Annotated in this window: 27 protein-coding genes; 12 read left to right on the top strand and 15 right to left on the bottom strand. The window is 66.4% G+C overall.

Annotated features, from left to right (window positions below):
• Nucleotides 1–49: 49 nt before the first annotated feature.
• Genes NWF34_RS14595 through NWF34_RS14585 form a run of 3 tightly spaced genes read right to left on the bottom strand, consistent with a single transcriptional unit; the run spans nt 50 to nt 1,852 of the window.
• Entirely contained in the window at nt 50–799 is a 750-nt protein-coding gene (locus NWF34_RS14595) for a class I SAM-dependent methyltransferase (protein WP_258325361.1), read from the bottom strand.
• A gap of 26 nt (nt 800–825) precedes the next feature.
• Nucleotides 826–1,335, bottom strand: coding sequence for a DUF2505 domain-containing protein (locus NWF34_RS14590; RefSeq protein ID WP_258325360.1), 510 nt, complete (start codon nt 1,333–1,335; stop codon nt 826–828).
• Between the two features lie 10 nt (nt 1,336–1,345).
• Entirely contained in the window at nt 1,346–1,852 is a 507-nt protein-coding gene (locus NWF34_RS14585; protein WP_006438735.1) for a DUF2505 domain-containing protein, read from the bottom strand.
• Between the two features lie 38 nt (nt 1,853–1,890).
• Between NWF34_RS14585 and NWF34_RS14580 the strand changes: the two genes are divergently transcribed.
• Entirely contained in the window at nt 1,891–3,000 is a 1,110-nt protein-coding gene (locus NWF34_RS14580; RefSeq protein WP_258325359.1) for a UDP-N-acetylmuramate dehydrogenase, read from the top strand.
• A 21-nt stretch (nt 3,001–3,021) separates the two neighbouring features.
• Here NWF34_RS14580 and NWF34_RS14575 read toward each other — a convergent pair whose 3' ends face one another.
• The 6 genes from NWF34_RS14575 to NWF34_RS14550 form a co-directional block, all read right to left on the bottom strand.
• Nucleotides 3,022–4,104 (bottom strand): alpha/beta fold hydrolase, encoded by a 1,083-nt coding sequence (locus NWF34_RS14575; RefSeq protein WP_258325385.1) that lies wholly within the window; start codon nt 4,102–4,104, stop codon nt 3,022–3,024.
• Nucleotides 4,105–4,166: 62 nt separating this feature from the next.
• A complete protein-coding gene (locus NWF34_RS14570; RefSeq protein ID WP_258325358.1) occupies nt 4,167–4,994 on the bottom strand; it encodes a MerR family transcriptional regulator in 828 nt (275 codons plus the stop codon).
• Between the two features lie 6 nt (nt 4,995–5,000).
• On the bottom strand, nt 5,001–5,324 hold the full coding sequence (locus NWF34_RS14565) for a DUF2516 family protein (protein ID WP_006438739.1): 324 nt from the start codon (nt 5,322–5,324) through the stop codon (nt 5,001–5,003).
• A gap of 71 nt (nt 5,325–5,395) precedes the next feature.
• Nucleotides 5,396–6,571 (bottom strand): apolipoprotein A1/A4/E family protein, encoded by a 1,176-nt coding sequence (locus NWF34_RS14560; protein ID WP_258325357.1) that lies wholly within the window; start codon nt 6,569–6,571, stop codon nt 5,396–5,398.
• Nucleotides 6,572–6,656: 85 nt separating this feature from the next.
• On the bottom strand, nt 6,657–7,163 hold the full coding sequence (locus tag NWF34_RS14555) for a helix-turn-helix domain-containing protein (RefSeq protein ID WP_024500208.1): 507 nt from the start codon (nt 7,161–7,163) through the stop codon (nt 6,657–6,659).
• A 127-nt stretch (nt 7,164–7,290) separates the two neighbouring features.
• Nucleotides 7,291–8,631, bottom strand: coding sequence for a DUF445 domain-containing protein (locus NWF34_RS14550; RefSeq protein ID WP_258325356.1), 1,341 nt, complete (start codon nt 8,629–8,631; stop codon nt 7,291–7,293).
• Between the two features lie 41 nt (nt 8,632–8,672).
• Here NWF34_RS14550 and NWF34_RS14545 point away from each other — a divergent pair, with 41 nt between their 5' ends.
• From NWF34_RS14545 to NWF34_RS14530, 4 genes are all read left to right on the top strand, one after another.
• Entirely contained in the window at nt 8,673–9,473 is an 801-nt protein-coding gene (locus tag NWF34_RS14545; RefSeq protein ID WP_024500210.1) for a TetR/AcrR family transcriptional regulator, read from the top strand.
• On the top strand, nt 9,470–10,303 hold the full coding sequence (locus NWF34_RS14540) for an SDR family NAD(P)-dependent oxidoreductase (protein ID WP_258325355.1): 834 nt from the start codon (nt 9,470–9,472) through the stop codon (nt 10,301–10,303). Before NWF34_RS14545 ends, NWF34_RS14540 begins: the two co-directional genes overlap by 4 nt.
• A complete protein-coding gene (locus tag NWF34_RS14535; RefSeq protein ID WP_258325354.1) occupies nt 10,300–11,151 on the top strand; it encodes a polyphosphate kinase 2 family protein in 852 nt (283 codons plus the stop codon). The genes NWF34_RS14540 and NWF34_RS14535 overlap by 4 nt, the downstream gene beginning before the upstream one ends.
• Nucleotides 11,152–11,340: 189 nt before the next feature.
• On the top strand, nt 11,341–12,297 hold the full coding sequence (locus tag NWF34_RS14530; RefSeq protein ID WP_258325353.1) for a hypothetical protein: 957 nt from the start codon (nt 11,341–11,343) through the stop codon (nt 12,295–12,297).
• A gap of 133 nt (nt 12,298–12,430) precedes the next feature.
• Here the strand turns inward: NWF34_RS14530 and NWF34_RS14525 are convergent, their stop codons facing one another.
• The 4 genes from NWF34_RS14525 to NWF34_RS14510 all read right to left on the bottom strand — a co-directional run bounded on the left by NWF34_RS14525 (nt 12,431) and on the right by NWF34_RS14510 (nt 17,060).
• A complete protein-coding gene (locus NWF34_RS14525) occupies nt 12,431–13,213 on the bottom strand; it encodes a heparin-binding hemagglutinin (RefSeq protein ID WP_258325352.1) in 783 nt (260 codons plus the stop codon).
• 253 nt (nt 13,214–13,466) lie between these two features.
• On the bottom strand, nt 13,467–14,354 hold the full coding sequence (locus NWF34_RS14520; protein WP_258325351.1) for a 3-hydroxybutyryl-CoA dehydrogenase: 888 nt from the start codon (nt 14,352–14,354) through the stop codon (nt 13,467–13,469).
• A 162-nt stretch (nt 14,355–14,516) separates the two neighbouring features.
• Nucleotides 14,517–15,812, bottom strand: coding sequence for an isocitrate lyase (gene aceA, locus NWF34_RS14515; protein WP_006436807.1), 1,296 nt, complete (start codon nt 15,810–15,812; stop codon nt 14,517–14,519).
• Nucleotides 15,813–16,283: 471 nt separating this feature from the next.
• Nucleotides 16,284–17,060 (bottom strand): hypothetical protein, encoded by a 777-nt coding sequence (locus tag NWF34_RS14510; protein ID WP_258325350.1) that lies wholly within the window; start codon nt 17,058–17,060, stop codon nt 16,284–16,286.
• A 60-nt stretch (nt 17,061–17,120) separates the two neighbouring features.
• Here NWF34_RS14510 and ramB point away from each other — a divergent pair, with 60 nt between their 5' ends.
• Nucleotides 17,121–18,551 (top strand): acetate metabolism transcriptional regulator RamB, encoded by a 1,431-nt coding sequence (ramB, locus tag NWF34_RS14505; RefSeq protein WP_006436809.1) that lies wholly within the window; start codon nt 17,121–17,123, stop codon nt 18,549–18,551.
• A 3-nt stretch (nt 18,552–18,554) separates the two neighbouring features.
• Here the strand turns inward: ramB and NWF34_RS14500 are convergent, their stop codons facing one another.
• Entirely contained in the window at nt 18,555–19,967 is a 1,413-nt protein-coding gene (locus NWF34_RS14500) for a lipase family protein (RefSeq protein WP_258325349.1), read from the bottom strand.
• Nucleotides 19,968–20,283: 316 nt separating this feature from the next.
• On the opposite strand from NWF34_RS14500, the gene NWF34_RS14495 reads away from it, so the two are divergent.
• Nucleotides 20,284–20,595 carry a hypothetical protein gene (locus NWF34_RS14495; protein WP_258325348.1) on the top strand — a complete coding sequence of 104 codons (312 nt, stop codon included), beginning with the start codon at nt 20,284–20,286 and terminating at the stop codon, nt 20,593–20,595.
• 63 nt (nt 20,596–20,658) lie between these two features.
• On the opposite strand, the gene NWF34_RS14490 is transcribed toward NWF34_RS14495, so the two are convergent.
• A complete protein-coding gene (locus NWF34_RS14490) occupies nt 20,659–21,123 on the bottom strand; it encodes a MaoC family dehydratase (RefSeq protein ID WP_258325347.1) in 465 nt (154 codons plus the stop codon).
• A 25-nt stretch (nt 21,124–21,148) separates the two neighbouring features.
• Between NWF34_RS14490 and NWF34_RS14485 the strand changes: the two genes are divergently transcribed.
• Genes NWF34_RS14485 through NWF34_RS14465 form a run of 5 tightly spaced genes read left to right on the top strand, consistent with a single transcriptional unit; the run spans nt 21,149 to nt 24,228 of the window.
• Nucleotides 21,149–21,685: a carboxymuconolactone decarboxylase family protein gene (locus NWF34_RS14485; RefSeq protein WP_006436813.1), complete on the top strand. Its 537-nt coding sequence runs from the start codon at nt 21,149–21,151 to the stop codon at nt 21,683–21,685.
• 13 nt (nt 21,686–21,698) lie between these two features.
• Nucleotides 21,699–22,367, top strand: a complete 669-nt coding sequence (locus NWF34_RS14480) for a class I SAM-dependent methyltransferase (protein ID WP_258325346.1) — start codon at nt 21,699–21,701, stop codon at nt 22,365–22,367.
• Between the two features lie 28 nt (nt 22,368–22,395).
• The gene (locus NWF34_RS14475; protein ID WP_258325345.1) at nt 22,396–23,214 is read left to right on the top strand and encodes a class I SAM-dependent methyltransferase; all 819 of its coding nucleotides are present in this window, start codon (nt 22,396–22,398) and stop codon (nt 23,212–23,214) included.
• Nucleotides 23,211–23,540, top strand: coding sequence for a cupin domain-containing protein (locus tag NWF34_RS14470; protein WP_258325344.1), 330 nt, complete (start codon nt 23,211–23,213; stop codon nt 23,538–23,540). Before NWF34_RS14475 ends, NWF34_RS14470 begins: the two co-directional genes overlap by 4 nt.
• A gap of 37 nt (nt 23,541–23,577) precedes the next feature.
• Nucleotides 23,578–24,228: an ArsR family transcriptional regulator gene (locus tag NWF34_RS14465; RefSeq protein WP_258325343.1), complete on the top strand. Its 651-nt coding sequence runs from the start codon at nt 23,578–23,580 to the stop codon at nt 24,226–24,228.
• The last annotated feature ends 62 nt before the right edge of the window (nt 24,229–24,290 follow it).

The following is a 24,290-nucleotide window of genomic DNA, read 5'->3' as shown; positions in this document are numbered from 1 at the left end:
CCGCCACAGTAATGCCCGACACCCGCTGTGCCGACAGGTTCCCTCGGGGTTACTCCGACGGGGCGACCACTGACCACGGAACGGTCAGCACGTTGTCCGACATCCGGCGGCGCGTGACCACGCAGTCCACGCCGCGCTCACGCAGCAGGTCCTGCGCATGACGCCAGCGCACCCGCGGTCCGTACGGAGCCAGCGGGGCGGCGATGTCCCAGCACTGGTCCGCGAGCGTCAGCAGTTCATGGATCTTCTCGCCCGGCACGTTGCGGTGGATGAGCGACTTGGGCAGGCGTTCGGCGAGGTCGGACGGGCGATCGGAGTGTTCGGGCGCCCAACACAGCGTCAAGCTCACCGGGCCTGTGTGGTCGAGCAGCACCCAGGTGCACCGCCGACCGATCTCGTCGCAGGTTCCCTCCACGATCACGCCACCCGGTGACAGGGCCGCACGCAGCCTCGACCACGCCGCGTCGACCTCGGCCTCGTCGTACTGCCGCAGGACGTTGAAGGCGCGCACCACGCGGGGACGCAGACCCGCCATCTCGAAACCGCCGACGGCGAACCGGACACCGTCGCGCGGTTCGACGACACGTGCCGGGTCGATCTCCAGTCCCACCATCTGCAGATCCGGGGCCACGCGACGCAGCCGACCCGCCATCTCGACGGTCGTGTCGGGGCGTGCGCCGTACCCGAGGTCGACGACCAGCGGACGGGCGGCATCCAGCGCCGCGATCACCGCCGGTTCATGCGCCATCCACCGATCCACCCGACGCAGGCGGTTGATGTTGGTGGTCCCGCGCGTCACCCGGCCGATAGGAGCGGCCAGACGACTCACAAGTTCTTGTCGATCCAGTCCTTGGCGTATTCGGCCTCGGCGCGGAACAGGTCGACGAGGTTGATGAGGATCATCTGCTCGAGCTTGCCGTTGACGAACGGGACGAAGACCTTCGCCTCGCTGGTCCGGCGGATCGTGCAGCCCTCGTCGGTCGGGAACAGTTCCTGCCAGCCGTTGAGGCTGCCGGGACCAGCGGGGATCGACGCGTTGTAGGTGCCCTTGGTGTTGTCCGGATCGAACGGACCGAGGGTCTCCTCACGCGTGATGACCATGTCTTTCATCATCACCGTCTGCGCGAGCGGGGGCAGCTGGTCGCGTCCGATGTGCTGCTTCAGGACGACCCGGACGCCGGTCTCGTCGGAGGAGAAGGAGGCGACCTCGCAGTGCGGCGAGATCATCTGGAATCCCGCCATCATGTCGTCCCAGTACTGCTTGATGCTCTGCGCTTGGTAGAGCTTCTCCGCGGGATGGGTGTAGCGAGCGGAGTAGCTGAGCCGTCGTGCCATGACGACCAGGCTACGTCAGCCGATTTTCCGAATCCCAATCGACGGTGTGGCCACGCTCGTGCTCCAGCAGGCCGACCAGCTCGCTGACCACGGCCTTCTCGATCTTCCCACCGAACATCGGCAGGTTCACCGACACCTCGGCCTCGCAGTCGCTGGTCGCCGGATCGCCCGACGTGGTGATGGTCCCGTACACGTTCACCGGCACCGGCGCGCCCTCGACCGTTGCGTGCATCTCGGCCACGATTCGGTCTCCGACCAGCCGATATGTGTTCCTCCGCGGAATCCGGAGGTCGCCGGGCATGATCTTCGTGACCGCCGACGGGAGCTTCTCCGCGGGAATGCCCTGGTTCATCTCGACCGTCACGGTGTCGCCCGCGATGGTCACCTTCTCCACGTGGCCGTGACCGGCGTTCATCCGCTCCACCAGATCGTGCCAGTACTGCTCTGTGGTGAAGATCGCCCAGAGCCGTTCGGTGGAGAACGGGTAGGAGTCCAGGTGCTGCAGCTTGCTCGCCATGGAGAGAACGCTACCGTTCGCCGGTTAACGTTTAACGCGTGACCGACACGCAGACGCCGCTGAGCGCACCCCTCGCCGAGCTGACCACCCTGCGTCTCGGCGGCCCCGCCCGCGAGATCGTGCGCTGCTCCGACACGCGCAGCATCGTCGAGACCATCCTGGAGCTCGACGAGCAGTCCGAACCCGTGCTCGTCATCGGTGGCGGCTCCAATCTCGTGATCGGCGACGCCGGCTTCGACGGCACCGCCGTGGTGCTCGCGAGCAGCGGCATCGAGTTCGGTTCGGGCCGCGAGTCGGGCCGTCCGCATGTGGTCGCCGACGCGGGGGTGGGCTGGGACGACCTGGTCGCCGCGACCGTCGAGGCGGGTTTCGGCGGGCTGGAGTGCTTGTCGGGGATTCCCGGTGCCGCCGGTGCGACCCCGGTTCAGAACGTCGGGGCCTACGGCGTCGAGGTCGCCGACATCCTGCGGTCGGTCCAGGTTCTCGACCGCCGGTCCGGCACCCTGCGCTGGGTCTCGCCCACCGAACTCGGGCTCGGTTACCGCACCAGCAATCTCAAGCACCGCCACGACTTCGTGGTGGTCGCGGTGTCGTTCTGGCTCAACGCCGACCGTGCGAGTCAGCCGATCCGCTATCGCGAGCTGGCGACGAAGGTGGGCGTGGAACCCGGCGAACGAGTCGACGCCGTGACCGCGCGCGAGGCGGTTCTCGGTCTGCGTCGTGGCAAGGGGATGGTCCTCGACCCCGACGACTTCGACACCTGGAGTGCGGGATCGTTCTTCACCAATCCGATCATCCCCGGGGAGGAAGCCCCGGCCGTGCTCGAACGGATCGCGGGACGGGTCGGCGACGACGTCGCGATCCCGTCCTATCCGGCCGGTCCGCAACCGAGCACGCCAGACGGCTCCCCCACCGCGATCAAGCTGTCGGCGGGCTGGTTGATCGAGCGGGCGGGTTTCGTCCGCGGCTACCCGGGGGCCGACGCCGCGGTTCGCCTGTCGACGAAACACACTCTGGCACTGACCAATCGCGGTTCGGCCACCACCGAGCAGCTCTTGACTCTGGCGCGCGAGGTCCGCGATGGTGTGCTCGACGCCTTCGGTGTCACACTTCGACCGGAACCGGTCTTCGTGAACTGCGCGCTGTGACGACGGTCCGGAGGTGCGGGCTCAGCTGACCCGCTGCTCGGTACGCGAGACCTCGGTGACCAGTTCGTCGAGCATCTCGTTGAACCGCTCGGCGGCCTCGATGCTCGACATGTGCCCGACGCCTTCGTAGACGACGAGTTCCCGGAGGGAACCGTTGCGCCGCAACACCTCTGCCATCTGCTCGGCGTGCTTGCGCGGTGTCAGCCGGTCCTCGGTCCCGACGACGACGGTGGTGGGCACCGACAGAGCGGCCAGCCCGGCCGTCACATCGAGTTTGCCCATCGCCGATCCCCAGCCGGCGCGTGCGCGCGGCGGGCACGCGCCGATCATCTCGTCGACGAAGTCGACATGCGCCTTACGTGCGTTGGGCCCCAGGGCGATGTAATGCGAAAACCGAACGCCGTACGAGGTTTTGGGGATCGGCACCGGCACCGAGGTGATCGCTTTGGACACCAGAGGCGCGAAGGGCCGCGCATACGCGGGCAGATCGACCGGCACGAGGGCGTGATTCTCCATGACCGCCTTGGCAGCGGTCGAGACGAGCACCACGGCGGAGACACGCGTCCCGACCTTCTCGCGATACTGGTCCGCCCACGACATGATGGTCATCCCACCCATGCTGTGCCCCACCAGGATTGCGCGACGCCCCGCCGGAACGGTCGCCTCGAGCACGGCGTCGAGATCTTGTCCGAGCATGGCCACGGTCGGACGGCGGCGACCACGTTCACTGAGTCCGTGGCCACGCTGGTCGTAGACGACGACCCGTCGCCTGCCGCCCTCGGACGAGGCGAGGTGATTGATCTGGGGGTACCAGTAAGCGGAGTTGCAGGTCCATCCGTGGACCATCACGATGACGTCGCCGTCGTCGTCACCCCCGTAGACCTCCGCGTTGAGGAGGGTGCCGTCGGAGCTGCGGACCGGCAACCGCCGGGGCGGGGAGTCGGGTGCGGTGAGCAGGTCGTCGGGACCGTCGTCGACCGCGACTTCGGCGCGCAGCGCGTCACGGGCGATCCCGGCGAGGACAGTGCCGACACCGACCCCCACCGCTGCCACACCGATCGCGGTCGCGATTCCACCGACCCTCTTCAACGACTTCGTGTTCACCGGCACCCCTCAACCTCGGACGGGATCGTCCGCGATGGAGACCCCGGGCGGGGACGCCGCGTTCAGCGTCCCGTGTCGGTGTTCAATGTACCAATATCCGTTGTCTCATAGCCGGGGCCCGGCTGGTCACCGGTGGAACCCAGCGTCGCGGTGTCCGGTTCGTCGTCCGCGGTGGCCGCGTCGAAGTAGGTCGCCGCCTGCCCGATGGCCTTGGAGATCTGTTCGTCGAGTGCCTTGCGGAAGGTCGTCTCGACGATCTCGTGCGCCATCGGACGAACAGTCTGGATGAGGTCGGCCATCTCACTCACGCCGGCTTCACCCAGGTCAGGTAGGTTCTCGTCGAAGTACTTGTCGGTGATGATCGAGACGAAGCTGGTCGCGACGTCCTCGAGGTCTTCCTGGACCCGCACCCAGCGGTCGAGGAGCACGTCGATGTCGATGCCGCTCTTCACCAGGATCTCCGCGCCCTCGAGCAACTCGGGGTTCCGGATGGCGTAGTGCGCGCCGTCCTTGGCGAGCAGACCCAGTTTCTGGCTGAGGGCGATGGAGCGATCCGAGGCGTTGAGGGTTTTGCGCAACTCGGTGATGGTGATGGTCGCCGCGCGTTTGAAGTTGCGGAACCGACCGCCCTTCGGCGATCCCCGCAGGATCTGCTCGACACGCATACCGTGGTGGGCCGCGTGCAACAGCTCGCTGATGGTCGCGAAGGTGTACCCGCGTTCGAGCATGCGGGAGATGAGGTTCAGTCGGACCAGATGCTGGTCGGAGTACCAGCCAGCACGGCCGCGGATGGTGGGCGGCGGAAGCAGTCCGCGGTCCTGATAGACCCGGATGTTGCGAACGCTGACCCCCGACGCCTCGGCGAGGTCATTGATCCGATACTCCGCCACGATGCATCAGGCCTTTTTGCTGAACCAGGACTTGCCCTGGATGTCGTCGACCCGCTTGCGCACATCGACCAGGTACACGAGCATCGCGACCACGCCGATGATGCCCAGAAAGCTCACCGCCCCGAAGAACCAGATGAACAGGGAGGCGCCGGCCAGGATCGCCACCCAGATCACCTTGCTCTGCCGGTCGACCGCCGGGAACGCGTCGGGCCGCTGAATGGCCGCGTGGATCAGCGCGACGACCGCCGCGACCCCCGCTACCACGGTCAGGGCCAACATGATCAGACTCTGGCCATAGGCCAACACGCCGAAGAAGTCCACGCCGAACACTCTAGTCCCGTGCGCCTCGATTGCCGCAGCAGCCTACGACGGCGCGCGCGGCCGGAATATGCGCGCACGGGTCAGTCGGCGCTGGGAGCAGCCTTCTTGGCAGGCGCTTTCTTGGCGGGCGCCTTCTTGGCTGTGGTCTTTTTCGCGGCGGTCTTTTTCGCCGCGGACGCCTTCTTCGCCGCAGGCGTCTTCTTCGTGGCCGCCTTGGCGGGGGTGGCCTTACGGGCCGGTGCCTTCTTGGCCGCGGCGCGTTCGGCGGCACCCTTCACCGCCGCGGCCTTCTTCGCCGGTGCGGTCTTGGCCGGGGCCTTCTTCGCCGGTGCCTTCTTGGCTGCGGCTTTCTTCGCCGGCGCCTTCTCCGCCGGCGCCTTGGTCGCGGCCGCCTTCTCCGCAGGTGCCTTCTTCGCCGGAGCCTTCTTCGCCGGAGCCTTCTTCGCCGCCGCCTTCTCCGCAGGTGTCGTCTCGGCGGGCGCCTTCGGCGCCGGGGCCTTCTTCGCCGCGACCTTCTTCGGCGGCGCCTCCGCCACAGCGACGTCTTCTGCCGGGGCCGGCGCGGCAACCGCGCGCACCGGCGCGTCGGCGCTGGCGTCGCGACTCGTCCCGTCGGGTCCGCCGTCGTCGGCCAACCCGGCCAGCCGGAGCGCCCGTTCACCGACGGCGCGCGTCTGCTCGGAGATCGTTCCCAGCGCGTCCTCGGTGAGACCGACCGCGTCGCTGTAGACCTTCTCGAGCTTCGGCAGATTCTCCCCGACGACCGGCTGCGCCTTGAGCCTCTCGACGGCCTCGTCACGCCTCTCCGACAGCGACGTCAGGAGACCGGCCGCGACGGCGAGATAGGCCTCGGCGACCTTGCGCAGTTCATCCGGGGAGAACCGGGCACGCAGTTCCTCGATCTCGGCGGGCAGTTCGACCGGCAGGGTCGACAGCTTCGTCTTGGCCTCCTCGAAAAGGGCCAGCGCGGTCGCGAGCGCCTCGTCGATCCTCGCCTGCGCCTCGTCCCGGGAACCAGCGATCTTCGCCTGAGTGGATTCAACAGTCTCCGCAAGCTTCGACTGGGTTGTCCCGACAGTCTCCGCAAGCTTCGACTGGGTTGTCCCGACAGTCTCCGCAAGCTTCGACTGGGTTGTCCCGACAGTCTCCGCAAGCTTCGACTGGGCCTGTTCGCTCGCCGCCTCGCCACGCTCACGAACCTCGGCCAGCAACGCGGCCACCTGTCCCACGGCTGTCGTCAACGGGTTCTCGCTCATTCAGCTACTCCTGCCTCAGTTTTCTCGGAACTCGGCTTCTCAGGACTCGGCGATGCTTCGGGCCCACCAGTAGCTGGTGACTCAGCTACTCATGGTCTGTCGGGGAGATCGAATTCTCCTTCCGGAAGGATTCGTAGATCTCCAGCAACATCTGTTTCTGACGCTCGTTGATCGAGTCATCTGCGATCAGAGCATCACGGACCGGGCTCGCGGGGCGTTCTTCGAGAATTCCTGCGCGGACGTACAACACTTCCGCGGACACCCGCAGACCCTTGGCGATCTGAGCGAGGACGTCGGCGGACGGTTTCCGCAATCCCCGTTCGATCTGACTGAGGTACGGATTGCTGACGCCGGCGCGTTCGGCGAGCTGCCGCAGCGAGACCTTGGCGGCGACACGCTGGGACCGGATGAAGGCGCCGATGTCCTGGGCCGCATTCGTCACCGCGTCCTGCGCGGCGGTCGCCACCGCCTCCACTGCTTCCACGGCCTCGACCGCCATCGCCGTCGGGCCGTCCTCGGACACGTGGTCGCCGGAGTCGGCCCGGCCGTCCACGACGGCGTCGACGGAAGCCTTGTCCTTCTCGCGCTTCATCACGCTCCGTTCCAGGGGTCGATCATCGCGGCGCCCCGGCCGGATACCCACTGCCGCACCCGGCCACGCACGCTTTCCCAGTATCGGCGTCGGTGCTAGCACGTGCAAGCACACAGCTAATCCCGTGTCAGTGGAAGATCAGCACCGACGTGGTGTGGATGGCCAGACCGGCGAGCGCACCGACGACGGTGCCATTGATGCGGATGAACTGCAGATCGCGGCCCACCTGGAGTTCGATCTTGCGGCTCGTGTCGTCGGCGTCCCAGCCGCGCACGGTCTCGGTGATGACCGCGATGATCTCCTGCGAATAGTTGGCGGCGATGTGATGGGCGACCCGCGCCACCCAGCCGTTCATCTTCTCCTGCAGCGGACGGTCATCGCGAATTCTCGTGGCCAACTGAATGATCGAGTCCGACAGAGTGTTTCGCAGCGTGCTGTTGGGGTCGTCGAGCATCTGCTCGATGACGGCCTTGCCGGTCTTCCATGCGGTCGACGCGGCACCGGTGACCTCGTCACGTCCGACCAGCTCCATCTTGATGTTCTCGAACTTCGCGATCATCTCGGGATCGTGCTGCAGGTCGTCGGCGAACTTCTCCACGAACTCGTGCATGGCCCGACGCAATTCGTGGTCGGGGTCGGAGCGCACCTTGTAGGTGAAGTCGACGAGCTCCCGATGGATCTTGTCGCCGACGAGCGTGTTGACGAACTTCGGCGTCCACTGCGGCCCGTCGCGGTCGACCACGCGGTCGATGAGCTCCTGGCTGCCGATCGCCCACTCGTGGGCGCGATCGCACAGCATCTGGAAGACCGGTTCGAGACGGTCCTCGGCGATGAGCTGTTCCAGGATGCGGCCGGTCGGGGGCGCCCACTCTGGCTCGGCCACCCACTTGAGAGCCGCCTGGATGAGCTGTTCGACGTCCTCGTCGCGCAGCATCTCCGACGCGAGCTGGATCGCGCGAGCCGCTTCGCCGGAGATCCGCGGGGCATTGCGCGGGTCGGCGACCCACGTCGAGAACCGCCGCGGCAGGTCGATCTGCTGAGCGCGGTACACCACCACCTCGGGCGTCATGAAGTTCTCTTCGATGAAGCCGCCGAGCTGGTCGCCGATGTCGTCCTTCTTCTTGCGGATCAGCGCGGTGTGCGGGATCGGGATGCCGAGCGGATGCCGGAAGAGGGCCGTCACCGCGAACCAGTCGGCCAGCGCGCCGACCATGCCGGCCTCGGACGCCGCCTGCACATAACCAACCCATGCGGCGACGTCGGTACCGTCCCGGTGCTCGAGGTAGCGGGTGAAGAGGTAGACCACCGCCGCGAAGATCAGGAAGCCGGTCGCGACCGCCTTCATCTTGCGGAGGTCCCTGCGCCTGCCGGCGTCGCCCGCGTTGTCCCCACCGAATCCAGGGGCGGACGGCGCCTTCGGCACACCCTCGGGTTGTCCCGCGGCTCCTTCGATGACTGTCGATGCCATGGCACCAGTGTCACCCATCAACCGACTACGCTGGCGTCGTGATGGCCAACCGCCCGAATCCCGCAGCTGCTGCGCGTGCAGCGATGGCGGCTGCGGCCAACGTGACGCGTGGCCTCGAACAGGTGCTGACCACCGTCACCGACACCGGCGCCAAACCCGACGGCCGCAAGCAGCGCTGGGAGAAGCACAAGCTCGCACGCCGCACCGAGCTCACCGACGGCGTCATCGCCGCGATCCGCGAGCTCGGTGCCGACGTCGGGATGGACGAGATCGCCGCGCACATCGGGGTGTCCAAGACCGTCCTCTACCGGTATTTCACCGACAAGAGCGACGTCGGAGTGGCGACCACCGTGCGCTTCTTCGAGACGACGATCTGGCCGCGCCTGACCGAGGCGATCTCCGACGACGTCGACGAGTACACCCTCACCCACACGATCATCGGCGTGTACGTCCACGCGGTCGACGATGAACCCAACCTGTACCGCTTCGCGCTGGCCAGCTCGCCCACGTCGTCACCCGCCCCGGCCGACTCGGTACGCCTGGTGTCGCAGCTGGTCATGAGCAGCATCGTGATGCGCATGGCCGACCGGGGCGCGGACACCACGGGTGCGGAACTGTGGTCGCACGCCCTCGTCGGCGGTATCCAGCACGTCGTCGACTGGTGGATGACCAGCCGCACGCTCGACGCCGACCAGGTCGTCGACTACCTGACGATGATGGTGTGGAGCGCGATCGTGGGCGTTGCCTCCGTCGACGGGTCGCGGGAGGCCTTCCTCGCCGCTCCCCCACCGCTGACCGAACCCGCGCGCGAGGCACCGTCCGACGCGGGAGGGGGGTTGTGAGCCGGGTGGCGCTGGTGACCGGGGGCAGCCGGGGCGTCGGTCACGGTATCGCCCGTGCACTCGTCGACGACGGCTGGACCACCTACGTCACCTCCCGCCACGGCACCGGACCCGACGGCGCCCTCGCCCTGCGCTGCGATCACACCGACGACGCCGCGGTGGCCGCGACCTTCGCCGAGATCGCCTCCTCGAGTGGGCAACTCGACCTCCTCGTCAACAACGCCTGGGCAGCGCCCAAGGGATTCGGCGGCTTCTCCGACCCGTTCTGGAAACGCCCGGTCGACGACTGGGACACCCTGATCGGCGTGGGCCTACGCGCGCACTACGTCTCGTCGGTTCATGCGGCACGCATGATGACCGAGGCGGGACGGGGTCTGATCACGAACATCTCGTCCTTCGGGTCCCGCGGCCACCTGCATTCGGTGCTCTACGGGATGAGCAAGACCGCACTGGACAAGATGGCCGCCGACATGGCCGTCGAGCTGAAGGACACGGGCGTCGCCGCGATCTCGTTGTGGCTCGGCCTCATCCGCACCGAATTGCTGTTGTCGCTCGGCATCGACGAATTCGCCGGTTTCTCGCTGCAGCGAGCCGAGGACCCGGAGTTCGTGGGCCGGGTCATCTCCCGCCTCGCCCGAGACCCGGATCTCGCCGCACACAACGGCCACACCCTCGTCACCGCCGAACTGGGCACCCGCTACGGCATCGTGAACAACGATGGGACACCGCCGGATTCGCATCGTGCGGCGTTCGGCGGCGGACCACTGTTCCCACTATCACGCCAGGTGGACGTCGACGATCGAATCCCGTCACGAGAGGACCTGTCATGAGCAAGATTTGGACGGCACCCGCCGTGGAGGCACTCCGCGCCCGGACCATCGGACCGATCGCCTCCTTCGACGCCGACTCCACGCCCGGATTCGACGGTGACAAGGATTCCGGGGCAGAGCTTCTCGCCGAGCGCGGTCAGACGCTGGCCGATCTGCAGGAGTTGCTGTACGCCAACGGCCGCACCGGTGATCACCGGTCGGTGTTGCTCGTGCTGCAGGGGATGGACACCGCGGGCAAGGGTGGCATCGTCCGGCACGTGGGCGGCCTCCTCGACCCGCAGGGGTTGTCCATCAAGGGATTCGGTAAGCCGACCCCGGAAGAGTTGCAGCACGATTTCCTGTGGCGCATCAACAAGGCGCTGCCACCCGCGGGTCGGATCGGAATCTTCGACCGGTCGCATTACGAGGACGTGCTACCCGTCCGGGTGCACAACCTCGTACCGAAGTCGGAGTGGGAGAAGCGCTACCACATCATCAACCAGTTCGAGTCCGAACTGGTCGACAACGGCACCACGATCATCAAGTGTTGTCTGGTGGTGTCCAAGGACGAGCAGAAGGCCCGCCTCGCCGAGCGCCTCGAGCGTCCGGAGAAGTACTGGAAATACAACCCTGGTGACGTCGACGAGCGCGCCCACTGGGATGACTATCTCGAGGCCTACCAGGATATCTTCGACCTCACCGACAAGGACTCGGCGCCCTGGTTCGTGATCCCGGCGAACCGCAAATGGTTTGCCCGACTGGCTGTCTGCGAGTTGCTCACCGACGCACTGGCCGGGCTCGACCTCGACTGGCCCAAGGCGGACTTCGACGTCGAGGCCGAGAAGAAACGACTCGCGGCGTCGGACTGATCCCCTCGCTGCCACACAACCACGCCCGTCGAGCCGGTAGCGCCACACACCACGCACCCCCGTCGCCTCCCGCTGAACCGTTTCCCTCCCGCCTATTGAGCTCAATCGGCGGGAAGGAAACCGGGGAAGCGGGAAGAAAATCCCCTACGCCGGATGGAGCCGAACGGAGCCCCGGTGCGTCGAATAGACATGACGCACTATCCCCTCGATCAGTACGGCCTCATCCGACGCGGCGCCGCCCTCGACGCAGCGTTCGCCGACAATCAGCTGGCTGCCGCGGTCAAACGCGGTGATCTCGTTCGCTTGTATCCCGGTGTGGCGGTCGAAAACTCCACTGATTTCGACGGTCACGACGGTGCACAACGCCTGCACAAGCTCAAGGCGATCGCCCTGTCGACGTCCGGAGATCCGGAACGACGGTTGCCGCTGAGCCACGCCTCGGCAGCGGCCGTGCACGGCCTGCCATTGCTGAAACCGAACATCGAGCGGGTCCACGTCACCAACGGGAGAGAGTCCGGTGGATCGATTCGGAACATACGGCACATACATTCGGGGGTCGTCACCGATGAAGAACTGGCCGAGGTCGACGGCGTCCTGGTCACCCGCATCGAACGAACAGCGGTGGACGTCGCAACCTCGGGTGACTTCGCCCAGGCGCTGACCGTCTTCGATCACGCTCTTCGCGCCGGGGCCGATCGCACGCTGATCGAGAAGACCCTGGCCGGCCGTCGACGCCAGGGTGTCCGCATTGCCCGCCGCGCGCTGAGGCACGCGGACAGCCGATCCGAGAGCGTCGGCGAATCGTGGAGTCGCGCGCAGATGATTGAGGCAGGACTGCCCACACCTCGCCTGCAAGGCGAGTTCCGCGGGCGGACCGGACGATATCGCGCCGACTACGACTGGGACGAGAAGCTCGTCGGCGAGTTCGACGGGATGGTCAAGTACGGGCGCCTCCTCGAGCCGGGGAAGACGGTGGCCGACAGCGTGATCCAGGAGAAGCTTCGCGAGGACGAACTTCGCGCACTCGGGCTGGTCGTCGTGCGCTGGACGTGGTCCGTCCTCGAGGAGGGCGCACTCGTTGATCTCCTGCGCCCCTGGCTTGAGCGGTTGAAGCTGTTCCCGGAACCACGACGACTTCCCGCCTGACGCTTCCCCTCCGGCTCCGACCGCTTCCCTCGCGCTGATTGAGCTCGATCAGCGGGAAGGAAACAACCGAGCGCGAACACGACGACGCCCCCGCTGAGCTCAGCGGGGGCGTCGTATCGAGTTGTGCGACTGCTTACTTCGCGGTGGTCGCCTTCTTGGCCGGAGCCTTCTTGGCGGGCGACTTCTTGGCGGGCACCTTCTTGACCGGCGGCACCGACTCGTCCTTGGCAGCCTCGACCTTCTTGGCCGGCGATGCCTTGGCGGTGCGGGTCTTGGCCTCGACAGTGCCTGCGGCGCCGTCGATCTCCTTGGCCGCGTCGTCGGCCTGCTCCTTGATGTCGCTGCCGGCCTCTTCGATGGCGACGGCGACGTCCTCGACCTCTTCGCTCACGCGGCCGGCCAGCTTGGCGGCGCGCTCACCCACGAGGCGGGTCTGCGAGGACACGACGCCGAGGGCGTCTTCGGTGAGGTCGACTGCGTCGTTGTAGACCTTCTCGACGCGAGACAGGTTCTCCTGGACGACCGGCTTCTTGCGCAGGCGCTCGAGGGTGGCCTCGCCACGCTCGGCGAGCGTGTTGTAGAAGTCGGTGGCCTTCTCGACGTACGGGTCGGCGAGCTTCTTCAGCTCGTCGGCGGTCAGCTTGCCGCGGATCTCCTCGATCTCGGTCGGGACTTCCTCCGAGAGCGACTCGATGCGGGTCTTGGCCTCGTCGAAGCGGGTCTGTGCCGTCTCGGGCAGATCGGTGATGAGGGCCTTGGTCTCGCTGTAGCGGGCTTCGAGACGCGTCTGCGCGGTCTCGGCAGCGGCCTCGGTGCGCTCACGGAGCTCGGTGATCTTCTCGGTGACCTGCGCGAACGCATAGTCACCGGCGCCGACTGCGGCATAGAGGGGGGCGTAATTACGGGTGGTGGTCACGAGGACACTCCTTCTGTTGGTCACCAATCGCGCTGCAGCACATGCGGTCTCGCTGATCTCGGCATCGTTGCCGGGCGCATGTCGGGTTGTCGTCGATTCGACGCGATGGTCGGTGTCGCAAGCCGCCACGATCTTCCGGCTCGTCACCGCGCGAGATGAGAAACCGCGGCGCCATCGGTATTGGTGTTTCCGAACTCCAGTATCCACGCTGTGCTAGCAAATGCAAGCATTCTGCTAACACCTGTGGTCTACGTCACCTTTTCCCGACGAGGGGCCGCTCGTATTCGTAGAAACCGTGCCCGGCCTTCTTGCCGAGACGACCGGCCTCGACCATCCGCAGAAGCAGTGGCGGCGGCGAGTAGAGCGGCTCCTTGAACTCCTCGTACATCTTGTCGGCTATCGCCTTGACGGTGTCGAGACCCACCAGGTCGGCGAGCTTCAGCGGCCCCATCGGATGAGCGCAGCCGAGCACCATCGCCTTGTCGATGTCCTCGACCGTCGAGAAACCGCTCTCCACCATGCGGATCGCGGAGAGCAGATAGGGAACGAGCAGTGCGTTGACGACGAAGCCCGACCGATCGGCGGAACGGATCACCTGTTTGCCGAGTACGTCGTGTGCGAAGGATTCGGCCCGTGCGGTCACCTCGGGAGCTGTCATCAGCGTGGTGACGAGCTCGACCAGAGGGAGCACGGGTACGGGATTGAAGAAGTGGAGACCGATCACGCGGGCGGCGTTCTGAGTTGCCATGCCCAGTTTCATGATCGCGATCGAGGAGGTGTTCGACGCGAGCACCGCATGCGGGTCGATGACGATCTTGTCGAGCTCGGTGAAGATCGCGGTCTTGACCGCCTCGTCCTCGACGACGGCCTCACAGACGAGCTGCCGGTCGGCGAAATCGCCCAGGTCCGAGGTGAACGTGAGGCGGTCCACCGCCTGGTCGCGTTCGCGTTCGGTCAGCTTGCCGCTCGACACTCCCCGATCGAGCGAACTCAGGATGCGGGCACGGCCAGCGGCGACGAGATCGCGAGTCGATTCGTACACCAGCACGTCGGCCTGGGCCCGGGCACACACCTCGGCGATACCCGCACCCATCTGTCCGGCGCCGACGACGCCGACTCGGCAGACCTTCTCGCTTCTCATGTCGAATCCTCACGGGAAAGTTCTGGTAACAACTGATCTCGCACGAACATGGGTGACTCCCGGGGTACGAACCAAGCCCTGGATAGACCAACAGGCGGCCCGCAGCGAAAGCCGCGGACCGCCTGACTGGTTCGCCGAAGTTCCGGAGTGGCGGGAAAGCTCCTAGTGGAACTGGCCCTCTTCGGTCGAGCCCTTGAGAGCTGCGGTCGAGGTGTTCGGGTCGACGGTGGTGGCGATGCTGTCGAAGTAGCCGGCGCCGACCTCGCGCTGGTGCTTGACGGCGGTGAAGCCACGCTCGTCGGCTGCCTTGAACTCACGGTTCTGCAGGTCGACGAAGGCGGTCATCTGCTCGCGGGCGTAACCGTAGGCCAGATCGAACATGCCGTAGTTGAGCGAGTGGAAGCCTGCCAGGGTGATGAACTGGAAGGTGAAGCCCATGGCGCCCAGCTCGTTCTGGAACTTGGCGATGGTGCTGTCGTCGAGGTGCTTGCTCCAGTTGAACGACGGGCTGCAGTTGTAGGAGAGCAGCTGGTCGGGGAACTCCGACTTGACTGCCTCGGCGAACTTGCGGGCCAGCTCGAGATCGGGGGTACCGGTCTCCATCCAGATCATGTCGGCATAGGGAGCGTAGGACTTCGCACGCTCGATGCACGGCTCGATGCCGTTCTTCACGTGGTAGTAGCCCTCGGCGGTGCGCTCACCGGTGACGAACTGCTTGTCGCGGTCGTCCACATCGGAGGTGATGAGGGTCGCGGCCTCGGCGTCGGTACGCGCGATGACGACGGTGGGGACACCGGCGACGTCGGCGGCCAGGCGGGCCGAGTTCAGGGTGCGGATGTGCTGCTGGGTCGGGATGAGCACCTTGCCACCGAGGTGGCCGCACTTCTTCTCCGAGGCGAGCTGATCCTCCCAGTGGGTACCGGCGGCACCCGCGGCGATCATGGCCTTCTGCAGCTCGTAGACGTTGAGCGCGCCACCGAAGCCGGCCTCACCGTCGGCGACGATCGGGACGACCCAGTTGTCGACCGAGTCGTCACCCTCGACGCGGGCGATCTCGTCGGCGCGGAGCAGCGCGTTGTTGATGCGACGAACGACGTTCGGAACCGAGTTCGCCGGGTACAGCGACTGATCGGGGTAGGTGTGGCCGGACAGGTTGGCGTCACCGGCGACCTGCCAGCCCGACAGGTACACGGCCTTCAGGCCGGCGCGGACCTGCTGCACGGCCTGGTTACCGGTGAGGGCACCCAGAGCGTTGATGTAGCTGCCATCACCCTTGGTCACGCCTTCCCACAGGATCTCGGCGCCACGGCGGGCGAGGGTGTGCTCCTCGACGACCGAACCCTGGAGCTGAGCGACCTGCTCGGCGGTGTAGTCGCGCTTGATGCCCTTCCAGCGGGGATTGGTGTCCCAGTCCTGCTGGATTTCCGCGGCGGTGCGGGGCTTTCCGACGTTGCTCATTGGCTACTTCGCTTTCGTTGTCCTGCTCGTCTCGACCGGGTCGGATCGGGACGACCGGCCCGGCGCGCCGCCGAGGCCTGGAGTGCTGACAGACATCCGACGTGGTTCCCGAGAGCGTTGTACTCGCGAGTCCGGCGGCGGTGTCGGCCGGACTTTGCGAACTCTTGGGCTTCCGTCTGAGGTGCCTGCAGCAAGGGTGCCACAGGACAAACACGCAGGTCCAACCCTCGCGGACTGTAAATCCGGGTTATTTTTTGACGCCGCGTTGCAAAGTTTGCAAATCTTGACATGTGAAAGCCTTCGTGGATCCCCGAAAAAAGTACGCGCGTACTGGGATTTCCTACTCCCGAGTACAGCAGACTCCGCGACTTCTCTGCGAGCCGTCGGGGGTCCGACATCCGGCGCCGGCGCGGCAATAGTGACCACTTTCACACCGCGCAGACGTCCCGACGCGCGCTTGGACTGCCTCGATCAGGGTTCGGTGACGCGACCGACGGCGGCGTCGAAGACTCTCACGAAGGTCGCGGCGTCGACGGGTTCGGTCGGTTCGGTCGGCGGATCGGAGGCCGGCGTGGTCGCGCCCGACACCGTCAGCTGGACGGTCACCGGCCCCGACGTCGGACGGTCCAGGGCGGCATATCCGGCGAAGCCGATCTGGCGGCGGACACCACCGTCGGGCAGCGTCGTGGTGACCTCGGACCGCGTCAGCAGCATCTGCTCGCCGGTGCCGAGCCCGCCGTCCACCTCGGGCGGCGCCATCTCCGTGTACTCGGTGACGACACGGCTCCCGGCGAGATTTCCGACGGTGATCTCGGTGGTCGTGCGCGAGCAGCGACCGGTCGTGGAGAGCCGGTCGGCGTCGATGTCGCGCCTCGCCTCGGTGACCAACTCGACGAGGACCCCCTTGCCACCACGCGCGGCGAGGACCGCCGAGCTGTCCGCGGTCAGCTCCCCGTTCAATTCCGCGTCGGCGGTCGGGGTGCAGAACCCGGGGGTCACCCGGGCGGTGCGCGCGGCGTCGATGCCCGCCCGGTTTCCCGCGACGAGGTCACTGACGGACAGCGATTCGGCGGTGAATCCCGGCGGTAGGTCGGATGGCTCGAGCAGCAGGTCGGCAGGCGTGCGAGGAGCGGGTGCCTCGGCCGACCCGTTCGAACATCCGGCGACCGCGATCACCGCGGCCACCAGCGCGAACACGGCCGACGCCACCGGCCTCGGGCTGCGGGGTCGGCCGCGGGGTGAGCGCACGCGGTCACCGTACCCTGAAGGGGATCATCGATCTGGTATCCCCTGTGCTGGAGGTGGCGAGTGAGCAGGACCTACGTCGGCTCCCGGCTGCGTCAGTTGCGATCCGAGCGCGGACTCTCGCAGGTGGCCCTCGCGCAGACGCTGTCGATCTCCGCGTCGTATCTCAATCAGATCGAGCACGACGCCCGGCCGCTGACCACGTCGGTGTTGCGCAAGATCACCGAGGCGTTCGGCGTCGACGCCGGGTTCTTCGACTCCCAGGACGACCTCCGATTGGTCGCCGAACTGCGCGAGGTGCTGCTCGACGACGACATCGAGGCCGGTCCGGGCGCGCACGACGCCCAGCAGATCAGCACGATGGTCGCCTCGCATCCGGAGATTGCGCAGGCGATGGTCAATCTTCACCGGCGCTACCGGATCGCGACCGACCAGCTCGCCGCGGCCACCGACGAACGCGGCGACCGCAGCATGCGGGGCACGATCAGCGCACCACACGAGGAAGTGCGCGACTACTTCTATCAGCGCCGCAACTACATCCATGAGCTCGACATCGCCGCCGAGGAGATGACGAACCGCATGCGCATGCACTCGGCGGACATCCGGCGCGAGATCATGAACCGCATCGAGAACGTGCACGGGATCAGCATCGTGCGCCGCGTCGACCTCGGCGACTACACTCTCCACCGGCTGAACTCCGAGGAGCGCCGCCTGGAGTTCTCGGCCGCCCTCTCCGCCGGACAGCGGACCTTCAAGCTCGCCAGCGAGCTCTGCTACCTCGAGTACCACGATCTCCTCGACGAACTCGTCGACCAGGGAAACTTCACCAGTGAGGACGCGCGCTCACTGGCGCTGCTCGGCCTGGCGAACTACTTCGCCGCAGCAGTCGTGCTCCCCTACAGCCAGTTCCACGGCGCGGCAGAAGATTTCCGCTACGACATCGAACGGCTCTCGGCGTTCTACGCGGTGTCCTACGAGACGATCTGCCACCGGCTCTCGACGCTGCAACGCCCCAACCTCCGCGGCATCCCGTGGTCGTTCGTCCGCGTCGACCGTGCGGGAAACATGTCGAAACGCCAGTCCGCCACCGGATTCCACTTCTCCTCCAGCGGCGGTACCTGTCCGCTGTGGAACGTCTACGAGACATTCGCCTCGCCGGGCAAGATCCTCACCCAGATCGCCGAGATGCCCGACGGCCGCAACTACTTCTGGGTGGCGCGCACGGTCGAACGCCGCGCCGCGCGGTACGGGCAACCCGGCAAGACCTTCGCGATCGGCATGGGATGCGAACTCCGCCATGCCGGTCGGGTGATCTACTCCGACGGCCTCGAGATCGGGCCGCAGGCGCACGTGACCCCGATCGGTGCGGGCTGCCGCGTCTGCGAACGAACCCAGTGCGCACAGCGGGCCTTCCCCGCCCTGGGCGCCACACTGCGCGTCAACGAACACTCCTCCACGGTGTCGCCGTACATGGCGATCACCGAGACACGGTGAGGATCAGCGACACTCGTTGGTGGCGGGGATTCCCTGCAATCGACGGTCGAGCCAGGTGGCCACATCGGGAAAGGCCTCGAACACCGTCGTGATGTGCTCACCCGGATACTCGCGGTAGATCGCGGTCGCGCCGAGTTCGCACTGCTCGGCGAACAGCGCACGCGCCTGGGTCGCGGGAAGCCACCATTCGTAGGTCCCGTGATAGATGAACAGGGGCATGGTCGCCCGGTACCCCGACATCGACGTGACGTCGAAGATGTGGTCGGCGACCGGTGAATGGAACGGGTCGGGGTCGAGCGAGAGCAGCTGCGTCGGCAGATGGGAGAATCCCAGAATGCCCATCTCGCCGGTGCAGAGGTCGCGCAGCCCGGAGGTCGCGAGCCACCGTGCGACATGGTTCGACATCCCCAGGATCTCCGGACGTTCCCGCGCCACACCCAGCATCGCGGAGTGGAAAACCCCGGATGCGAGGTTGGCGTTCATCGCCCCGGCCAGGACCCGATAATCCGCCGGAACACCGCCGATGGCCGCGCCGACGAAGCGTCCGGCCTGATCGGGGGCGTAGGTGGAGGCGAGTTTCGCGGCCCCGTTGGTGGCGATCGCACCACCGGAGTATCCGTGCATGGCGATCGGGCCACGACCGAACTCGATCGGATCGAGTCTCGCCGCGGCACGGACGGAATCGAGGACGACATGCGCGCCGACATACGGCTCGGCATAGGCCATCCGGGCGCCGGTGTGGTCGGGCACGATCACCGCATAACCACGATCGAGCGCCAGCTGGGTCAGCGGCGGGAACAGGTCGGTGTTGTTGGTGTCCTTGTTGTACCCGTGCGAGAACGTGTAACCCGGCGTACAGGTCGTGCCCAGCGCGACGATCGGTGTGTTGTTGACGAGGATCGGTCGCGGACCCGGACCCCTCCACGCCTTCTGCGGGACGAACAGGGTCGCCGTGCCGAACAGCGGGCCGCCGGTCGCGTCGGTGGTGCGGAACTTGACCTGCCGGGCCGACCGCAGCGGCACGGTGACGAGGAAGCCGGCCACCTGCGTCACGTCTCTCGTCGCGATCAGGTCGCCGGGCTCGAGTGCAGCGAGGTCGGCGGGCCAGTGATCGAAGAAACGATCGCCCACCGGCGACGGCATGACCGCCTCACGCAGTTCCTGCAGTTCCTTGGAACCGCCCTCGATCTTCGACCGCTGCGGTATTCGGTTGAGCTTCTTGACCGGCGGGGCCGGCACCACCGCGTCGATCTCGCCCGGGATGTCCGACGGTACGGCGGTCAGGTTCGGTGGCTCGGCCCGGGCCACCGGGCCGAGCCCCGGCCCCCACACGCCACCGAGCAGGCCGACAGTCGCGACGCCGACGGTCGCCGCCACACACAGCGTCCGTGATCGCCACCTGAACTTCGAGCGCATCGCCAACACTCCTGTCACACCGGCGATCCCGGGTCAGCTCACCCCCGATGGTCAGCCCAACTCGCCCTTCCGGTCCGAATTCCGTCATGCTAAACGTCCGCGGGGACTTCGGCAGGGCACAAACAGATTCAGGCAGAAATCCCCCCGGAGGGATCACGGTTGAATATCGAAGAAATGTCCATCCAGGGTGGCGGGCATCGACATCCGGGCGCTTGCCTGGGTGACGACCGACCGATCGGCCGGTCCTGTCCCGAATGTCGTTCCCCGGTTTCGCTACAGCCGACCAGGGCCGGCGGCCTGAGTACAATCAATGATTGTGGAAATACTCCCGAGAACAAAACTCGGCAAATGGTCATCCGCGCTACTCGCGGCATACTTTTTGATATTCATATTCACAAACTTGGTGATCGTCGGGCTATTCCACCAGGAAGGTGGAGAAACATTCACAGACAATCTTTACGTCAGCATTCCCATGCTCAGCGTGTTTGTTCTGGCTGTTGCGGCACTCGTTACAGGGGGCCTGAGTGTATTCAGATATAAAGAAAGGGCCTTGCTTGTCTACGCCTCGATCGCCTTGGGTCTGACCATCACCATATTCATGATCGGCGAGCTGATAGCACCTCATTAGATGCCCGCGGCGCCCGGCCAGATGAGGCCGGGCGCCGCGAGAGTCCGAATCGAAAGACGAGGATCAGTAGACGAGCACGCGCAGGTTCTCGGCGACACAGGCCGGCTTGGACTCACCGTCGATCTCGACCGTGTTGGTCACGACCATGTTCACGCCTTTGGGGGTCTCCTCGATCGAGGTGATGACGGCGTTGGACCGGATGCGGGCGCCGACCTTCACCGGGTTCGGAAAGCGCAGCTTGTTCATGCCGTAGTTGAGGACGAGCTTGGGACCCTCGACGGAGAAGATCTGGCCGGCGATCATCGGCAGCAGGGAGACCGTCAGATACCCGTGCGCGATCGTGGTGCCGAACGGTCCCGACTTGGCGCGCTCGGGATCGGTGTGAATCCACTGGTGGTCACCGGTGGCGTCGGCGAACGCGTCGATACGCTCCTGGGTGATCTCCAGCCACTCGCCCGACCCGAGATCTTCGCCGATCGCGGCCTTCAGTTCTTCGACACTTCTGAACGTCCGTGTGCTGTTCGTCATAGTGGGCGTAGTCTACCGTGGCCCCATGAGCGCACCGCGAGTCACACCGGGTGGTCTCCGAGAACTCGGAGGTTTCAATTTCGTCTTCGCGCGAGGGGCCGCCCGCGTCATCGGAGTCGATGACGCGCACATCTTCTCGACGCTCGGCCGGGCGAAGGGCCTGTTCCGCGGCTGGCTGCATTTCAGCGGCCGATTGATGCCGTTCGGGACGTTGCCACGCAAGGACTCCGAGATGATCATCATCCGCGTCGCACATCTGCGTGGTTGTGAGTACGAGCTCGACCATCACCGCAGACTCGGGCGCCGGGCGGGTATCGGCGACGTCGAGTTCGAGCGCATCCTCGAGGGCCCGGACGCCGGTTGGGGCGACCGCGAGCGGGCCATCCTGCGCGCCGTCGACGAGCTGGTCGCCGACAAGGACGTCTCCGACATCGCCTGGGCCGCACTGTCGCGGCACCTCGACGACCGCAAGCTGATCGAGTTCACGCTGCTCGTCGGCCAGTACGACAGCCTGGCCACGACGATTCACACGCTCCGCATCCAGCGCGATCGTCACACCTGACATCGGCGAAGCGATGGAGTCGATCAGCCAGCGCCTGATGCGCAACGCCGCCTTCGCCGAGATCTACGAGAACCTGTGGCGACCGACGTTCACCCGGTTGTTCAGTCTCGGTGGGCGCGCCACCGAGGACTACGACCGCGCACTGCGCGCATACCTGTCCCGCCCCGGCGACCGACTCGTCCTCGACGTTGCCTGTGGCCCAGGCAATTACACACGCGTGATCGCCGACGGCCTGACCGGTGACGGCCGCTGCATCGGGATCGACTTCTCGGCAGCGATGCTCGCGCGGGCGGCCCGCACCAACGCCGTCGACCGTGCCGCGTTCCTTCGCGCCGATGCACACGCGATCCCGTTCGGCGACAACACCTTCGACGTCGTCACCTGCCTGGCCGCCCTCTATCTCATCCCCGATCCCCTCCGCGTCGTCGACGAACTCGTACGGGTCACCAGGCCGGGCGGCGAGGTCGTCGTGTTCACTTCGGTGGCGACCGAACTGACGTCACTTCCCGGGGTCCAACGCGTCGTCGGCCTGACCGGCTTTCACATCTTCGATGAGCACACCATCGTCGACCGCCTGCGTGCGGCCGGACTGGTGGACGTCGAACAGACCATCACCGGCCACGGACAGTACGTGCTGGGCCTGAAGCCGGGGCCGGTTATGCCCGCAGGGGATTTACAGTAATGTCCTCCTCGAAATAGGGAGGTTAGGTATGACTAACGAAACTTCGTCCGCCGATCAGCTGCCGTTCGGGCGGCGTAAAACCGAGGACATGCCGGGACACTGGCTGCTCGCCCGGCTCGGCAAGCGAGTGCTGCGTCCGGGTGGACGCGAGCTCACCGAGAGCCTGCTCGACAACGCCCGCATCAACGGCGCCGACGTACTCGAGATCGCCCCCGGCCTGGGCAAGACCGCCACGTCGATCCTCGAGCGATCGCCACGCAGTTACGTCGGCGTCGACGACGATCCGGATGCCGTCGTCCTCACCAAGGACGTCATCGGCGATCGCGGTCGGGTCGTCGCCGGGGACGCCTCGGCCACCGGCCTCGACGACGCGAGCACCGACGTCGCCGTCGGCGAGGCGATGCTGACGATGCAGTCCGACCGCAACAAGGCCGAGATCGTCGGGGAGGCGTTCCGCGTGCTGCGCCCCGGCGGCCGCTACGCGATCCACGAGCTGGCGATCAATCCCGACACCCTTCCCGACGAGGACAAGACCGAGATCCGCAAGTCCCTGGCACGGTCGATCAAAGTCAACGCGCGACCGCTCACCGAGGCAGAGTGGCGAAAGCTGCTGACCGAAGCCGGCTTCGAGGTCACCACCGTCAAGTTCGCCGAGATGGCGCTGCTGGAACCGCGCCGCGTGATCGCCGACGAGGGGCTCGGCCGCGCACTGAAGTTCGTCGGCAACGTCATCCGCGACGCCGACGCCCGCAAACGCGTGCTCGCGATGCGTTCGACCTTCACCAAGTACAAGTCGCATCTGGCCGCCATCGAGATCATCGCGACGAAGCCGGAGGTCGCGGCATGAGCGACACAACCGTGATCACCGGCCTTGCCGAGAACACCGGCAAGGCGGGCGACCGTCCCGACATCTCCGTACTCTCCCGCAACGACGGTGCCAACGTCGTGCGTCTGTCGTTCCTCGCCGGGCAGACGATGCCCGACCATCGCGCGGGCCGGCCGATCCTGGTCATCGGTCAGAGCGGCGAGATCGACTTCACCGTGGGTGACGACACGACGCGCCTCGAGGCGGGCGTCGCGATCCACGTGAACGCCGACATCCCGCACGCACTCGAAGCGCGGACCGATGCAGTGGTCACACTGGTGGTGTTGGAGAATCCGACTGCGAACTGAACTCCGCGTCGGTGCGCGTCGAGATCGAGAGGAACCCATGGCGACCAAGCAGCGCGACAAGATCATCGCCCTGCTCACCGAATCGGCCGAGCCGATGGTCGCCGGAGAGATCTCGGTACGCCTCGACCTGCATGTCACCACGGCCCGCTTCCACCTCGCCAAGCTCGTCGAGGAGGGGCGGGTCGAGACCACGACGGTCCCGACCGCAGGCGTCGGACGTCCCCGCGTCGGTTATCGGATGGTCCGGCAGGCGCCCACCGGCGCGCTGCTGGGCCATCTCCTCGGACAGCTCGGCAGCACGACGGCGGCTCGCGAGCACGCCGGCGCCGAGGCCGGTCGCCTCTGGGCCGAACAGCATGCGCACCCCGTGCCTGCCGCCGATCTGCCCGACCCCGTGACCGTCGCCGCCCAAACCCTCGGCGAACTGGGCTTCCAGGTGTCGAACATGGTGAGCGCCTTCGGTTCCCACGAACTACGACTGTGCTCGTGCCCGTTGCAGGACATCGCCCGCACGCACCCCGAGGTCGCCCGCGGAATCGCTCGCGGGGTCATCGAGCAGGCACTTGCCGCGAATTCCCCCGCACTCAGTTCGCAGTATGCCGTCAGCGTCGCCCCGGATCCGTCCGGCGGCAACTGCGAGATCGTGCTGCGACTGGCCCCGGTGCGACGCGGCGCAGCCCTCCCCTGAGACACGTACATAGGTAAGGCTTGCCTCAATCAATTTTGAGGATTAAGTTACTCCAAAGGCGT

Source organism: Gordonia sp. GONU (assembly GCF_024733855.1).
Lineage (GTDB): Bacteria > Actinomycetota > Actinomycetes > Mycobacteriales > Mycobacteriaceae > Gordonia > Gordonia amicalis.
This window is presented reverse-complemented; position numbering and strand designations above follow the sequence as displayed.